Source organism: Paenibacillus sp. FSL R7-0345 (assembly GCF_038595055.1).
In the GTDB taxonomy this organism is placed as follows: Bacteria; Bacillota; Bacilli; order Paenibacillales; family Paenibacillaceae; genus Paenibacillus_AQ.
Genome location: NZ_CP152002.1, coordinates 3,097,161 through 3,112,549, shown reverse-complemented (window position 1 = coordinate 3,112,549; position 15,389 = coordinate 3,097,161). Strand labels below are relative to the sequence as shown.

13 protein-coding genes are annotated in these 15,389 nt (G+C 53.4%); 7 read left to right on the top strand and 6 right to left on the bottom strand.

The annotated features are described in order from the left end of the window. Position 1: 1 nt before the first annotated feature. The 4 genes from NST84_RS13185 to NST84_RS13170 form a co-directional block, all read right to left on the bottom strand. Positions 2-1,483 (bottom strand): Na+/H+ antiporter subunit D, encoded by a 1,482-nt coding sequence (locus tag NST84_RS13185; protein ID WP_342566003.1) that lies wholly within the window; start codon positions 1,481-1,483, stop codon positions 2-4. Next, the gene (locus tag NST84_RS13180) at positions 1,480-1,815 is read right to left on the bottom strand and encodes a Na(+)/H(+) antiporter subunit C (protein ID WP_342566002.1); all 336 of its coding nucleotides are present in this window, start codon (positions 1,813-1,815) and stop codon (positions 1,480-1,482) included. Before NST84_RS13180 ends, NST84_RS13185 begins: the two co-directional genes overlap by 4 nt. Further along, on the bottom strand, positions 1,815-4,685 hold the full coding sequence (locus tag NST84_RS13175; RefSeq protein WP_342566001.1) for a Na+/H+ antiporter subunit A: 2,871 nt from the start codon (positions 4,683-4,685) through the stop codon (positions 1,815-1,817). Before NST84_RS13175 ends, NST84_RS13180 begins: the two co-directional genes overlap by 1 nt. Before the next feature lie 67 nt (positions 4,686-4,752). Further along, the gene (locus tag NST84_RS13170) at positions 4,753-5,361 is read right to left on the bottom strand and encodes a hypothetical protein (RefSeq protein WP_342566000.1); all 609 of its coding nucleotides are present in this window, start codon (positions 5,359-5,361) and stop codon (positions 4,753-4,755) included. A gap of 192 nt (positions 5,362-5,553) precedes the next feature. Between NST84_RS13170 and NST84_RS13165 the strand changes: the two genes are divergently transcribed. Beyond that, on the top strand, positions 5,554-6,111 hold the full coding sequence (locus NST84_RS13165) for a DUF1697 domain-containing protein (RefSeq protein ID WP_342566422.1): 558 nt from the start codon (positions 5,554-5,556) through the stop codon (positions 6,109-6,111). Positions 6,112-6,191: 80 nt separating this feature from the next. On the opposite strand, the gene NST84_RS13160 is transcribed toward NST84_RS13165, so the two are convergent. Then, the gene (locus NST84_RS13160) at positions 6,192-8,333 is read right to left on the bottom strand and encodes a M56 family metallopeptidase (RefSeq protein WP_342565999.1); all 2,142 of its coding nucleotides are present in this window, start codon (positions 8,331-8,333) and stop codon (positions 6,192-6,194) included. Between the two features lie 2 nt (positions 8,334-8,335). Beyond that, positions 8,336-8,698 carry a BlaI/MecI/CopY family transcriptional regulator gene (locus tag NST84_RS13155; protein ID WP_342565998.1) on the bottom strand — a complete coding sequence of 121 codons (363 nt, stop codon included), beginning with the start codon at positions 8,696-8,698 and terminating at the stop codon, positions 8,336-8,338. A gap of 799 nt (positions 8,699-9,497) precedes the next feature. On the opposite strand from NST84_RS13155, the gene nikA reads away from it, so the two are divergent. The 6 genes from nikA to NST84_RS13125 all read left to right on the top strand — a co-directional run bounded on the left by nikA (position 9,498) and on the right by NST84_RS13125 (position 15,346). Beyond that, positions 9,498-11,006: a nickel ABC transporter substrate-binding protein gene (gene nikA / locus NST84_RS13150; protein WP_342566421.1), complete on the top strand. Its 1,509-nt coding sequence runs from the start codon at positions 9,498-9,500 to the stop codon at positions 11,004-11,006. Beyond that, positions 11,006-11,953, top strand: coding sequence for a nickel ABC transporter permease (gene nikB / locus NST84_RS13145; protein WP_342565997.1), 948 nt, complete (start codon positions 11,006-11,008; stop codon positions 11,951-11,953). The genes nikA and nikB overlap by 1 nt, the downstream gene beginning before the upstream one ends. Then, positions 11,950-12,798, top strand: a complete 849-nt coding sequence (gene nikC / locus NST84_RS13140; RefSeq protein WP_342565996.1) for a nickel transporter permease — start codon at positions 11,950-11,952, stop codon at positions 12,796-12,798. Before nikB ends, nikC begins: the two co-directional genes overlap by 4 nt. Continuing rightward, positions 12,798-13,589 carry an ABC transporter ATP-binding protein gene (locus NST84_RS13135; RefSeq protein ID WP_342565995.1) on the top strand — a complete coding sequence of 264 codons (792 nt, stop codon included), beginning with the start codon at positions 12,798-12,800 and terminating at the stop codon, positions 13,587-13,589. Before nikC ends, NST84_RS13135 begins: the two co-directional genes overlap by 1 nt. Next, positions 13,586-14,353 (top strand): dipeptide/oligopeptide/nickel ABC transporter ATP-binding protein, encoded by a 768-nt coding sequence (locus NST84_RS13130; protein WP_342565994.1) that lies wholly within the window; start codon positions 13,586-13,588, stop codon positions 14,351-14,353. The genes NST84_RS13135 and NST84_RS13130 overlap by 4 nt, the downstream gene beginning before the upstream one ends. A 138-nt stretch (positions 14,354-14,491) precedes the next feature. After that, positions 14,492-15,346, top strand: coding sequence for an alpha/beta hydrolase (locus NST84_RS13125; protein WP_342565993.1), 855 nt, complete (start codon positions 14,492-14,494; stop codon positions 15,344-15,346). Positions 15,347-15,389 lie beyond the last annotated feature (43 nt).

The following is a 15,389-nucleotide window of genomic DNA, read 5'->3' as shown; positions in this document are numbered from 1 at the left end:
TCTACTCCTTCATCAAGACAGCGTTAATGTATTGTGCCGGATCAGCCAGCACAGCTCCGGCCTGGAGAACATAATCATTCACCGTCTCGGCACCGATACCCATCAGAATCACGAGGACAAACAGCACAGCTGCCGGTGCCATCATCGCTTTGTAGCGCTGAGGATGAATCGCCTCATCGTTCCGCTCGCCTCCCCAGAATACTTCCTGGAACACCTTAATTAGCGAGTACAGGACAACAAAGCTTGACGCCAGCGCAATCAGGGCCAGGGCTACATGCATTTCGCCAAAACCGCTGCGGACCATCATCACCTTCCCGGCAAAGCCGCTTAGCGGCGGCACACCTACCAAGGCAAGGGTCAGAATAAAGAACATCCATCCGGTCCACGGGTACTTGCGGATCAGGCCGCCCATCTGCTTCAGCTGCTCTGTTCCCGACGCGGCGAGAATCATTCCGCCCAGGAAGAACAGCAGCGCCTTGGCAATCATGTCATGCATCAGATAGAATACGACACCGTTCAGTGAATCTTCGGTCAGAACCGATATACCGAAAGCAATGAAGCCCACACTGATCACAATATTATAGTTAAAAATCCGGCTCAGATCATTATACGCAAGCGCCCCGATTGCCCCGAGAATCATCGTTGCTCCCGCCATCCAGCCCATCAGCGAATGGGTCATACCGGGATCATGGACAAAGATAAGGGTAAAGGTCCGGGTGATGGCATACAGACCTACCTTCGTCAGCAGGGCCCCGAACAATGCCCTTACCGCAAGAGGAGGAGCACTGTAGGAATCAGGAAGCCAGAAGAACAGCAGCAAACCCGCTTTGAGCGAGAATACCAGCAAAAGCAGCACGGCGATAACATTCATTATTCCGCCCTGTCCTGCTTCAGCCACACGCATGGCCAGATGCGCCATGTTCAGCGTGCCTGTAGCTGCATAAAGATAAGCGATTGCCGCTACAAAAAGAGCTGAGGAAATGACATTAACCAGGATATATTTCAGCGTCTCACGCAGCTGGACTCTCGTCCCGCCCAGTACGATCATCGAATAGGAGGCAACCAGCAGCACCTCAAAGCAGACGAACAGGTTAAACAGGTCACCGGTCAGGAAAGATCCGAACACACCGGTCAGCAGGAAATGGAAAAACGTGTAGTAATAAAACCGTTCGCGCTCCTCGCCGATACTGGCAAAGGAAAAGAACAGGCACGCTGCACCTACGATTGCCGTTACCAGTACGAGCAGCGCCGCAAACATATCAGCAACAAAAACGATACCGTATGGCGGCAGCCAGCCGCCCATATGCAGCGTTTGAATCCCGTCTGTTTTGACCTGGTAAACAATTGTTGCGGCAACTGCAATATTCAGAAACACACTGACCGCACTGATAATACGCTGCAGGCCAATCTGTTCTTTCAGGAAAATCAGGATCACCGCTGTAAGAGCCGGAATCAGCAATGGCATTACCAGCAGGTTGTTCATTGTCTCTCCCCCTTGCTGCCTTCCACATCATCCATACCGGCCGAGCGGTAAGCCCGGTAGGCAAGGACGATAAAGAAAGCCGACACCCCGAAGCTGATTACGATCGAGGTGAGGATAAGCGCCTGCGGCAGGGGATCGACATAAGAATCCGCCTTTTCGCCAAGCAGCGGGGCAGCGCCGGTCTTCAGTCCGGCCATGGTCAGCAGCAGCAGATGAACCCCATGTGTGATCAGTGTCGTCCCCAGCAGAATACGAAGCAGGCTTTTGGAGAGAACCAGATACACACCCACAGTAAACAAGACACCGATCGCCAGGGCAATAAGGAGCTCCATCAGTTATCCCTCCCGATCGTAAAGATGATATTCATAGTGACACCGATAACTGCCAGATAGACTCCGAGATCGAACAGCATCGCTGTGGTCAGCTCGGTCTTGCCCATCACCGGCAGTTCAAAATAGCCAAAAGCCTGGCTCAGGAAAGGTACATCGAATACAAAGGACCCTATACCGGTCAGGAAGGCCAGAATGATGCCGACCGCAATCAGCTTGCGGTAATTGACCGGAAGGACCTTTTCCACAAAATCCATACCGAAGGCAATTGCCAGCAGCACCAGTGCCGCCGCAGCCATCAGCGCTCCGATAAAGCCGCCGCCGGGATTGTTATGTCCGGCAAAGAACAGATACAGCGAGAAGGTTATGATGATGACGAAGGCTACCTTCGCTACCGACTGAAGCAGCACATCATTGCTGCGGGAGTAGCGGGGCTTCTCATCATCAAACATGCTTTTTATGGCTGCAGGCTTATTGTCCGGTTCCACTTTGAGTTTGATCATGGAATAGATCGCCAGTGAAGCCAGCCCCAGCACCGTAATTTCAAACATCGTATCAAAGCCGCGGAAATCCACTAGCAGAACGTTGACAACATTTTTGCCGCCGCCCAGTTTATAGCTGTTCTCCGTGTAATAGCTTGAGATCGATTCAAACGGGCTGCTGCCAAGTGCCGCTAGCGCGACTAGCGTCATCGTTGCCCCGAACCCGATGGATATGATCAGCTTCGGAAGCTTCAGCCGGAATTTAACTTTCTCGCGCCCCAGCCTTGGCAGATGCCGGAAGCAGAGCAGGAACAAGGTAACGGACACCACTTCAACAATCATCTGTGTGAGCGCCAGATCAGGTGCCCGGAACAGAATAAACAGCAGTGTAACCATGTAGCCTACCATCCCGGTCAGCAGAATCGCCGACACACGGGACTTGGCAAACGGAATGGCCAGCGCACCGGTCAGCATGACCAGCACAGCAACGACTTCAAAGAAGGATATCGGGGCATACTCCCCTTGCCCCAGAGTAATGCCGTCTGAAAACAGCATCGAACCGCCCACAATGACGATAATTAAAGCAAAGATATACATCAGATAATGGCGCATGGAGCCGGTCATATACAGTCCCGTAATCGAACGCGAAGTCCGCTCGACCAGCCTGATACTGCCGTCATACACCTGGTTCAGCGTGTAGCCTCGGCCTCGGCCCCATTCCTTATCAACAAGGCTCAGGCGGCCGTAAATCCGGTACACCACGATTCCCAGAATAATAACACCCAGCGTCATCCAGACTTCAGTATTGAACCCGTGCCAGAAATAGATATTGACGTAAAACGGGGAGCTTGCCGCAAGCTGCGGATGGATCGCGTTCATCCCCGGTACAATTATCGTCTTTGACAGCATATTCGGAAACAGTCCGGTCACCACTGCCAGCAGGGCCAGCAGAATCGGCGACAGCAGCAGTCCGAACGGTGCCTCATGCGGTTTCTTATCCAGCTTCTCAGGCTGGTACTTGCCGAAAAAGGTATGGAACACCATAATCATGCTATACGCAAAAGTAAAGATACTGGCAATCCAGGCTACTACCGGAACGATTGTAAACAGGGATTGCACACTGAGAATATCCAGCTCCCGGATATTCAGAACTGCGGTAAAGAACATCTCCTTACTCAGGAAGCCCGCAAACGGCGGCAAACCAGCCATCGAAAAGCTGCCGATCAGCGCCACTGTAAAGGTTACCGGCATCAATGATACCAGTCCGCCCAGCTTGCGCAGATCACGGGTATTGGTCTCATGGTCGACGATGCCGACAACCATAAACAGCGAGCCTTTAAAGATCGCATGATTAAATAAATGGAACAGCGCTGCCGTTGTTGCGGCGGTATAGTATACAGCCTCTTCACCCGAATAGAATGAAGCTGCCGATCCCATTCCCAGTAATCCCATAATCAGTCCGAGCTGACTGATTGTAGAATAGGCTAACAGAGCCTTCAGGTCCGTCTGCTTCATCGCCTGGATCGATCCATAGACCAAGGTGATCAGGCCGACACCCGACACAATCCAAAACCACTCATGTTGCCCCGCAAACACCGGGCTGAAACGTGCGACAAGATATAAACCGGCTTTGACCATGGTTGCCGAATGCAGATAGGCACTGACAGGAGTCGGGGCTTCCATTGCATCCGGCAGCCAGATATGAAACGGAAACTGGGCCGATTTGGTGAACGCGCCCAGCAGAATCAGCAGCATCGCAGGAATAAACAGCGGTTGTCCGCTGATATCACCGGCCTGGCTCCAGATTTCACGGATGCTGAATGTTCCGGTCATTACATACAGCATCAGGAAACCTGCGAACATCGCCAGACCGCCGAAGACAGTAATCAGCATGGACTTGAGCGCACCATACCGCGATTTCTGTCTGCGGTGCCAAAAAGCAATCAGGAGGAATGAGGATACACTGGTCAGCTCCCAGAAGCCGTACAGCACCATCAGATTATCTGATAATACTACTCCCAGCATGGCTCCCATAAATAACAGCAGATATACATAAAACGGGGTAAGCTCTTCCTTGCGTTTGTCCAGATAGTAAATAGAGTAGATGATAACAAGTGTCCCCATCCCTGTAATCAGCAATGTGAACAGCAAACTTAATCCATCCAGGTGGAACACCAGATCAATGCCAAGTGACGGAATCCATGATACAGTCTCATATCCGGAATCCCCTCCCTTTATGACCGGTATGCGGGTCAAAAAATAAACGAATAACGCCAGCGGCCCGGCAAGCACCAGCCACCCTCTATGGAGCCGGGGCAGCTTTCCGCGTAGAAGTGCTATCATTAGGGCCAGCAGAAACGGAACAAGAACAGTTATATGAAGCAAAGGCAAGCCTCCTTTTCCACCCTGTATTTTTAAGTTGTGAACATTGGAACTTACTCCCAGAAGACAAGACCGGCTACAGCGGGTCGGTCAAAATCCCCTCGCAGATATGCAAGTATCTCGCCTTACCATCTTGCTCAATTCTGAACAAGCCATTCTCAAATTCGGTGTGCAGCTCGTGGAAAAATTTCCCCTTGATGAAATCGGTTCCTTCCGGCTCATCACTGAGCTGGTAGACGCCGCCGCTTTGCACCAGATAGGAGACCACGCCTTCTTCATGCGTCTCTTCAAGGCCTGCGCGCATCCGCTGTACAGCCACGACATGCAGATCCATCATCTTCATCTTGCTGATCAGCTCATTGACAAAGTTGCGTTTGGTCAGCTCCTGCCACAGGGTCTGCGCGGACTGCCCGATAATGATCTGGGTTACTTCTTTTTCTTCAGCTGCTTCGACGATAACATCTGTTGTCTTACGACCCCGCCGTTTGCGGACCATAAATTCAGCCCCGGCTTCCTCAGCTAAGCGTTTCCAGACAGCCATAAACATTTCTTTGCTCTGGTTATATTCATCACTGTCCGAACTGTCGACATTGAGCACATACAGCGGCGCACCGATGAGCTCTGACAGCTGGACCCCGCGCCGGATTAAACGCTCTCCATGCGGACCATAATGAACACATACCATAATCTTTTCCTTGTGAATGACCTTCGCCCTCCTGTTTGAATTGGGTTAGAAATACAAAAGGAGCCTACTGGCGTAAGCCCCTTTCTGTTGTTCTGCACCCTGAAATGTTATATTTAAAGTATATCGACTAAGCTACTGTTTGTAAAGTTTACGGACATGGAAAAGTCAAGATTACAGGAAGCAGGGATCCAGATGATCTATGTTGCACTACTCAGAGGCATTAACGTCGGCGGAAACAATATTATCAGCATGAAGCTGCTTAAGCAGACGTTTGAACAGGCCGGAATGACCTCCGTGACAACTTATATTAATTCCGGAAATATTATCTTTTCCTCCGCTGATCATCCGCAAGAGCAGCTTCCGGAGATTCTCGAACAAGCCATTTTAAAAGATTTCGGCCTGAGCATCAAAGTATTAATCCGCAGTCTGCCGGAAATCCGCACAGTCATGGAAGCCCTTCCCGACTCCTGGAGCAACGGCGACATGTTCAGAAGCGATGTCATGTTCCTGTGGGATGAAGCAGACGACGAATCCGTGCTGGACAAGCTGCCGCTGAAGCCGGGAATCGGCACCCTTCTCTACGTTCAAGGGGCCGTTTTGTATTCCGTAGAACGCGAGAATGTTATCAAAAGCGCGATGGCCAAGCTTATCGGCAGCAGTGTCTACAAGCTGATGACCGTCCGCAATGTGAACACGACCCGCAAAATCTATCAGCTGATGCTCGCGGCAGAAGCGCAGCAGAACAATTAATCGGCCAGGAAGGTTTGCCGGAACAGCTGGCTCAGCTTCAGAAACTGTTTGATCTCCAGCCGGTGGACCGGCTTTTTACATTATGGCAGATACCTCTCTGCTATCCCGAGGACTTTGCCGTCCTGTGTTGTAACGGTGCACAGCATCCCGGACCCGGCCATTAATTCCAGCCGCGCTACAAATTCAGCTTTGCTGACTGTTTTCGGTACAGCGCCGTCTATAATAGCAAACTCCGCTTCTTCCGACAGCTCCAGCGGATCGTTAACGGCAAGCTTATTCAGGATGTAGAAGCCTCCCGGCATATCACGTTCCGGATCAATACCCAGCCTCTGCAGCCGGGCCGGATCTTCATCATCTGTCAGCCACTCTACATTATCGAACTTAAACCCGGGCTCCGTCAGAGTCATCCCGCTAACATAGCCCAGCAGCTTACTTACAGGGGATATAGTGAAATCTGCAGCTGTTGCGGGAAACTGCAGTTCAATCTGCTCCTTGGTAAGGTTCCAGCCAAGCTCATTCTGTATAAATGCGGCCGCTGCCTGCGCTGGGTCCAGCAGTTCAGCTGTCTGGTGCCCCTGGTCTGCTTCCTCCTGTAGTCCTGCAAAGTACTCTGCGGACGGCTGAGAAGTATCCGGAGTCTCGTAATACTCATAACCGTTGCCGTCTTTCCAGCGTTCAACAACCCAGATGCCGGAACCGCCCTGCACAGCCGGCTGGGACAGCAGCAGATGGGCAGTCGTTCCATCCGACATCACAAACTTCGCGATCGCATGATTACCGCTGTAGGTTTCATGTTCCAGCAGCCCTTTGCCTTCAAAAAAGACCTGCAAGGCTGTTTCCCGTCCGGCTGGTGTGCCAAGATCGTATTCCCCGCTCCAGATAACCCCCTCATAACGCGGTTTATCTCCTTCATAAGCAAAAACCAGAAACGGCTTGCCCATTCCGCTATCCTCAGTAATTTTACCGTCAACCTCGTTCATTCCGCCGGCCAGCGGCAGCCTGCTGATGTCCTCCGGCTCCAGCCGGTATTCCAGCCGCCACAGCTCCAGCGGCTCAGCCAGCAGCCCCTCTACCCGGCCAGCCAGCTCAAACAGAGTTATTTCACTGTCTGCAATGACTGCACCGGTTATTCTGTTCTCTATCCCGGCTATCTGCTCTTCTATATATTGCTTGGCATAATCTGCTTCGGTCATCTTTTGTGAGCGTATATTCCCTGTTAAAACGGCGGTTGCAACGGTAATAGCTACTAACGCTACCGCAGATGTAACTGCCCAGAAGGAAGGCTTCCGGTAATTCAGAATGTTCCTGATCCGTCCTTTTGTACTGTTCTCACCGAAAGCGAGCGGAGTGCGGCCTGTAAATGTTTTTCCGGTGGACAGTGCCAGCAGAGAGGTTGAATACTCCTTCTTGATCCCGCTGCCCAGCTGCCGGATGACCGCCTCATCACAGGATTTCTCCATATCTTCATCCATGAAACGGACGGCCAGCCAGACCAGCGGGTTGAACCAGTGCAGGCAGATCGCTGCAAAAGCGGCCAGCTTCACCAGATGGTCAAGCCTGCTGATATGAACCTGTTCATGCCGGATGATATAGCCTCGCTCATGTTCCCCAAGACCTTCAGGCAATATGATGCGGGGCCTAAGCAGGCCGAACACGAATGGAGTCTCGGCTCCGTTCCACACATAGATGCGGCCTCCCTCATGCCGTGCCGCTTTCAGCCGCCGGTTAAGCCGGATGGCTGAGATGAGGCCGCCGGCCAGCATAACTGCACATCCGCCGAGCCAGGTATAACCTGCGGCAGTCTGCCAGCGTTCTGCTGAGGATGATTTAGCAGCGGTTGCAGCAGATATTGTACCAGCCATCCCCGTTACAGCAGAACCCGCCGCCACGCCGTTTTCATCTGCAGTAGTACCGCCAGCAGTGCCTGCTTCCGTAACGCCTGCAGTTCCTGCAGGCTCTGCCTCTGAATCCGCAGGCGGCTGTATTATAGCCTGTTCTCCGCCTCCGGCTGACTGCAGATTGCCCTTTCCCAATTCAGGCAGCAGGCTATAGGGTGTTTCAAAGGACAACGGACAGAGCAGCCGGAACAGCACCGCGAACCAGAGAATATAGGAGAGTATTTTGGGTGCTTTTCTAAGCAGAAGCCTGGCAATCAGTACGAGCAGAATGACATAGCTTCCGGCAATGCTCATCTGCAGCAGGGTCTGAAAAAAAGCTGTCATCCCTATTCCTCCTCCTTCTCATGGATCAGCTTCAGCAGCTCGTCAATCTCCTTGTCCTCCAGCTTGCGGCTGCGCGTAAATGCAGCCAGGAAGCGCGGCAGCGATCCCCCGAAAGTCTCTTCCACGAACTGTTTGCTCTGATCAGCATGGAAATCCTCCTTGCTGATCCGCGAGAACACCGTACCGTCTTCATTAATGAACACCCCTTTCCCCTCCAGCCGCTTCAGCATGGTATAAGTCGTCGATTTCTTCCAGCCCAGCTCGGCTTCGCACAGCTTCACCAGCTCCCCGGAGGGCAGCGGCTCCCCCTTCCAGATCAGCTCTGCCAGTCTGGCCTCTGTTTCCGTCAGCTTTACTGCCTTCAATATATTCAGCTCCTTGGGGTTTACAATCTGTAGACCTCCTGTTTTCAACAGTTTACAACTTGTAGACCGTTTTGTCGATACTAAGACGGCACAAAATCACCCTAACCGGTGAACATTCGGGCTCTTCTGAAGACGCTATCCACATTTTTTTATATTGAGCGAGCCAAAATCAAAGGCACTTATGCTCTTCATTTCGCCCATTGCGCCCCACTAGCCAAAATCAGAGGCATTTTTGCCCTTCATTTCGCCCATTAGGCTTCGCAAGCCAAAATCAAAGGCATTTTTGCCCTTCATTTCGTCCATTAGGCTTCGCAAGCCAAAATCAAAGGCATTTTTTGCCCTTCATTTCGTCCATTAGGCTTCGCGAGCCAAAATCAAAGGCATTTTTGCCCTTCATTTCGCAAAAAAACAGCCCTCTCCGCAGAGAAGGCTGTGATTCCGTGTATGATTAACATAGTTAAATTTCCACCTGTTATTTCGCAAGCATGCCCGGGAATTCATCTACCAGCATGCCGCTGGTCAGCATATCATCATAGTTCCACATAGAGTCGATAAAGGTCACCTTGCCGTTTTTCACTGCCGGAAGCGAGCTCCAGAGTGCTGTGCAATCAACGATTTCTCCAGATCACTTGAAACACCTCACTGAAATTAATTCTTGATTATTCGTAATTATTACGATAATATCTTTATTCGTAACTATTACTAATTAAGAGGGTGCATCATGAAAAGGATTACACAACTGTCTCCGCTGCGTTTTTTCTCCTCCCGCACTGCCTTCCGGCTCTGTCTGAGTCTGCCTATGCTCATTCTAGTGACTCTATTAAGCGCCTGTTCAGAAGCTTCACAGAGTGCATCCAACCAACCTGCAGATAAAAAGCATATTCACTTCCTGTACAATTTCTCCACCCGCTCACTTGATCCGCATGTCGATTCCAGCTATGTCCCGCTGCGTGCCGGTATTACCGAGACACTGGTCAAGCTGGACGAAGAACAGCTCAAGGTCGTTCCGTGGCTCGCCGAAACCTGGGAAGGTGAAGACGGTGTCCACTGGACCATTAACCTGCGGGAAGGCATCACGTTTCACAATGGCAGAGCAATGGACGGTGCAGCTGTAAAAGCATCGCTGGAGCGGGCCATGACTGAGAACGTCGCCATCCGTAATGCGCTCAACATCGGACAGATTGCAGCTGATGGCAATCAGCTGCAAATAACGACAACCCGGCCCTTTCCGGAGTTCATCAGCGAGCTGGTCAATCCGAATGTGTCCATCATTGATGTGACCGAGGAGGATTTCAACCAGCGGATTACCGGCACCGGCCCGTTCAAGCTTACCTCCTTCGCCCCGGGCAGCAAGCTGGAGCTTGCGCGCTATGATGCTTACTGGGACGGAGCTTCCAAGCTTGATTCCGTCACCTTCTCCTTCAATGAGGATGCCAATGCCCGGACGCTTGCTCTCCAGTCCGGCCAGGTGGATATTGTCTACCGTCCTGAAGTGGAGAGCCTCGAAGTGCTGCGCGCCCAGGCAGGAATTGAAGTGGAAGCTACTTCGACCTTCCGTGTGCATCAGATGACGATGAACATGGAACGCGCCAGCATGCAGGATGTCCGGGTCCGCCGGGCAGTGGATGCGCTGATCAACCGGCAGGAGATTGTCGATACTATCCTGCTCGGCTATGGTGAAGCTGCCAAAGGTCCTTTTCTGCCTTCCCTGCCGTTTGCCCCCTCTTTTGAACCGGGTCCAAGCGGGGAAGCTGCGGCTGTCCAATACTTAAATGAAGCAGGCTACACCCTGCAGGACGGGGTGATGCAAAAGAACGGCGAGCCGCTTCAGCTTGTACTGCTTACATACAGCGCCCGAGCTGACCTGCCGCTGATTGCCCAGGTGTTCCAGTCCGACGCAAAGCGGATCGGAATGGCGGTTGAAATCCGCCAGATTGATACGCCGGAGGATTATATGGCCTCGAACCGCGACTGGGATCTGGCTACCTACAGTAACCTGACCGCACCGCGCGGAGATGCCGGTTATTATTTGAACGCTACCTATCATCCGGACGGTGCCCTTAATTTCAGCGGGGCTGAACAGCCGGAGCTGACCGCTATTATCGATAAGCTGAACCAGACGGTAGGCGCTGATGAACGTGCTATGTTAGCAGAACAGGCTGCCAGCTATGTCCATGAGCAGATGATCAACTCCTTTATTCTTCACCCGTCCACCATTGTCGCTTATAACAAGGATAAGGTTAAGAACTGGGTGACGACCCGGAGCGAGTATTACATGATTACTAATGAACTGGATATTCTGGATTAATGCTGCGGCTTATTTCCCGCAAGTTTCTGGAGGTCGCCCTGTTTCTGCTGTTTATAACCTTTATCAGCTTTCTGTTCATCCGGCTTGCTCCCGGAGATCCAGCGCTGACCATCCTGAACGTCGATGAGCTCTCGGTCAGCCAGGAACAAATCGAGGCGCTGCGCGAGGAAATGGGCTTTAATGAGCCGCTTATCGTTCAGTATGGCCAGTGGCTGTTCCGGTTTGTACAGCTGGACTTCGGGAAGTCTTATGCCACAGGCGAGCCGGCCTTTGAGCTGATCGCCGCCAGTCTGCCGGCTACTCTGGAGCTGACCTTAGGCTCTTTGGCGGTAATGCTGATACTCACCCTGCCGCTGGCTTCCCTGTCTGCGCTTTACCGTGAGAGCTGGCTGGACAAGCTCAGCCGCTCTCTGTCTGTGATCGGCGCCGCCGTGCCCAGCTTCTGGCTCGGGCTGATCCTGATTGACCTGTTTGCCGTCCAGCTGGGCTGGCTCCCCACAATGGGACGCGGCGGATTCCTGTCCATGATCCTGCCCTCCCTCACACTTGGCCTGGCGATTTCCAGCCTCTATCTCCGGCTGCTGCGCGCAAGCCTGCTGGACTCGCTCGGGGAGGAATTCATTGTCTCCGCCAGAGCACGCGGCATTCCGGAGTGGCGGATTTTCTGGTCTTATGCCTTCCGCCACAGCCTGCCGCCGGTTATCACCGTGTTCGGGGTCAGCCTCGGCAGCCTGATCGGCGGAGTCGTCGTCATTGAGGTGCTGTTCGCATATCCCGGCATCGGCAAACTGATTGTGGATTCCATCCGCCAGCGCGATTATCCGGTAATTCAGGGCTATATTCTTATTATGGCTATTACAGTGTTTGCTGTTAATACAGGAGTTGATCTGCTGAACCGCTATTTGAAGCCTGAACTCAGACTAAAAGGAGGAGGAATGCAGGAATGATACGCTTGTTAAAGCAGCCGCAGGCCAGTCTCAGTATAAAGCTCCGGCTCGGCTCAGCAGCCCTATTCGCTGCTCTCCTGCTGCTGGTTTATATCTATACCGCTTTTATTCTCCGCTATGATCCCACACTGACGGATCTCGGCATGCGCCTGCAGGGGTCAAGCCCCTCTCATCCGCTGGGAACGGACCATCTGGGCCGTGACGTGCTGACCCGGCTGATGCTGGGCGGGCAGCAGACGATCGGTTACAGCCTGCTTGCTCTGGCAGCAGCACTTGTTATCGGCACGGCAGCCGGAATGATTGCCGGGTACCGGGGCGGCTGGCTGGACCGCAGCTTCATGCGCATTGCCGACGGCTTCCTCGCTTTTCCGGATATGATCGTCGTCATTGTATTAAGCGGACTGCTGGGACCAGGCCTGCACAGCATGATCATTGCCATTGTAATGGTCAAATGGGTCAGCTATGCCCGGGTAGTGCGCACAACGGTTATCACCGAATCCCGGCAGGACTATATGCTCGCTGCCCGTGTTAGCGGCCTGTCTCCGGCCAGAATGCTCAGCAGGCATCTGCTGCCGCATATTGCCGGACAGGTACTGGTGCTGGCCAGCCTTGATCTGGGCAAGGTCATTCTGCTGATCTCCTCACTGTCCTATATCGGGCTTGGCGTACAGCCGCCGACACCGGAATGGGGAGCGATGCTGAACGATTCCAGGCCCTACTTCCAGCTTGCCCCGGAGCTGATGCTCTACCCCGGACTGGCGATTGTGCTTGTCGTGCTGTGCGTCACTATTTTGGGCGATGCACTGAGAGATCATTACGATGTTAAAAAGGAGGTGCGCGGATAATGCTGCACTTTGATGAGGTTACAATACGAAGCCGTTCGCGGGTGCTCGTTGACCGTGTATCTTTAAATGTTCTGCCGGGAGAATGGCATGCCCTGGTCGGCCAGAGCGGCAGCGGCAAAAGCCTGCTCTCCCGCAGTGCCGGCCGGCTGCTGCCGCCCAACCTGTCCGCTGAAGGCAGCATCCGGTTAGGCGATACCGAGCTGGCGGCAATGAGCCGCGGGCAGATCAGGAAGGTGCTGGGCCGGAAGCTGGCTTATATTTTTCAGGACTATCAGGCTGCCTTTGCCCCCTTCCGCACGATCGGCCAGCATTTCAGCGAAGCCATTGCTATCCATGATAAAGAGCACCTTAAAGAGGCCCGCAGCCGCACCGCTCTTGCCCTGGAATCCGTCGGGCTTGAAGGAGGCCTGGCCGGACGTTATCCCTTCCAGCTTAGCGGCGGCCAGCTGCAGCGGGCCGCCATCGCGCTGGCTCTGCTGTTCTCACCGGATGTGCTGATCGCGGATGAGGCTACTACAGCCCTCGACAGTGTCAGCGGGCATCGTGTACTAAGCCTGCTGAATTCGCTTCGGCTGGAGACAGGCTGCTCCATTCTGTTCATCACTCACGACTGGCGGCATGTCCGCCGGCATACCGACCGGATTGCCGTAATGAAAGAAGGCCGGATTGTAGAATCCGGCGGAACGCACAAGGTGCTTGATCATCCGCGGCATGAGTACACGCGCCAGCTGATATCTGCTGCCCCGGTGCTGACCCGCCTGCCGTCGGGACTGCAGGAGGCGGGTCTATGAGCACACCTCTGCTGTCGGTAGAACAGCTGACCAAAGAATATAAGGGCGGCAAACATGCCATCCGCGGTGTAAGCTTCAGTCTGAACCCGGGCGAGTGCCTTGGCCTGGTCGGTGAGAGCGGCTGCGGAAAAAGCACCCTGGCACGCTGCCTGCTGCGCCTCGAACCTATAACCGGCGGCAGCATCATCTTTAAGGGGCAGCCGATCCAGCAGCTGAATGAGAAGCAGCTGAACCCGTACCGCCGGGATATGCAGATTGTATTCCAGAATCCGGCGGCTGCCCTTAATCCGCGGCTGCGCATCAAAGACAGTCTGCTGGACCCGTATAACCAATACGGCCGCCACATGCAGCACTCCTATTTCAGCTGTACTTCCCGCTCCGCATTTATTAATGAGCTGCTGGAAGCAGTAGAGCTGCCCTCTTCTTTCGCCGGCTGTTATCCTCATGAGCTGAGCGGCGGGCAGAAGCAGCGGGTAACCATAGCCAGGGCGATCAGCATCGAGCCGGCGATGATTGTGCTCGATGAGCCGACAGCGAGTCTGGATGTATTATCCCAAGGCGCTATTCTCACGCTGCTGGAGGAGCTTCAGCGCAAGCTCAAGCTGGCTTATTTGTTCATTTCCCATGATCTGGCTGCGGTCAGCCGGATGAGCAGCCGCATACTGGTTATGCGTGAAGGGCAATTTGTTGACGGGTTCGCCAGGCAGGAGATGTTCGCTGCGGAAAGGCATGAATATACGAAAGAACTGATTTCCATTTATTGAGCAGGTTGAAACAGAGCCTGGCTTCATCCAAGCCTCCGCTCTGTTTTTCTATATACATAACAACGCTTGTCCATTCCCTCCCCTTCGCTTACAATGAAACCAATTGATAATCATTCTTAATTGACAGGGGAGACGATCATGCCGGGTACAGAGGCACATCCATTTGGAACCAGCCATTACATAGAAACACCTGACGGACGCAAGCTTCATTACATGGAAAAAGGCAGCGGAGCAGTCACTGTGGTGTTTGAATCCGGCATGGGTATGTCCAGGTCATGCTGGGGACTCGTGCAGCCGCAGATTAACGGTGCACGCGCCGTCGTTTATGACCGGGCAGGCAGCGGCCGCAGTGAACCAGACCCGGCTCCCCGGACGCTGGCCAGAATAACCAGGGATCTGGTCTTCCTGCTGCAGCAGCTTGGCAGCGGACCGTTTATCCTTGTTGGCCACAGCTGGGGCGGCCCAATTGTACGTACTGCCGCTGCTTCGCTTGACCCCGGCCTGATCCGCGGGCTTATTCTGGTCGATCCGACAGACGAAAACTGCAGCATGTATTTTGACGCGGCGGCTGCGAAGCACTATGGAAGAATGGACTTCCTCGTACCGCTGATGATGAAAAGCGGCCTGTACAAGCTGATCGGGAGCAGACCCGGCAGGGTTCAGCCTGCACAGGTCTATGCTGATCACAAGCGTGAGGACTTTACGATGCAGGCGGGTAAAACCATCCTTGCTGAGGGCAGAGACTTTCTGCGTGATCTGAAAAATCTGCTGGACCAGCCGGTGCAGCTTGGCAGTATCCCCCTGACCCTCATCTCCGGCACCCATATTTCGCGGATGGAGAAAAAGACCCGGCCTGTACTGCATGAAGCTCATAGGAAGTCTGCGGCAGGACATACCGGCAGCCGGCTCGTCGAGGCCCGGCGTTCCGGGCATATGATTATGTATACAGAGCCGCAGCTGATTGTGGACGAGGTTCAGCGGATGCTTCTGTAACCGCAGGCTCCTCCATAAGCATCCGTAAGCATCCAATAAAACA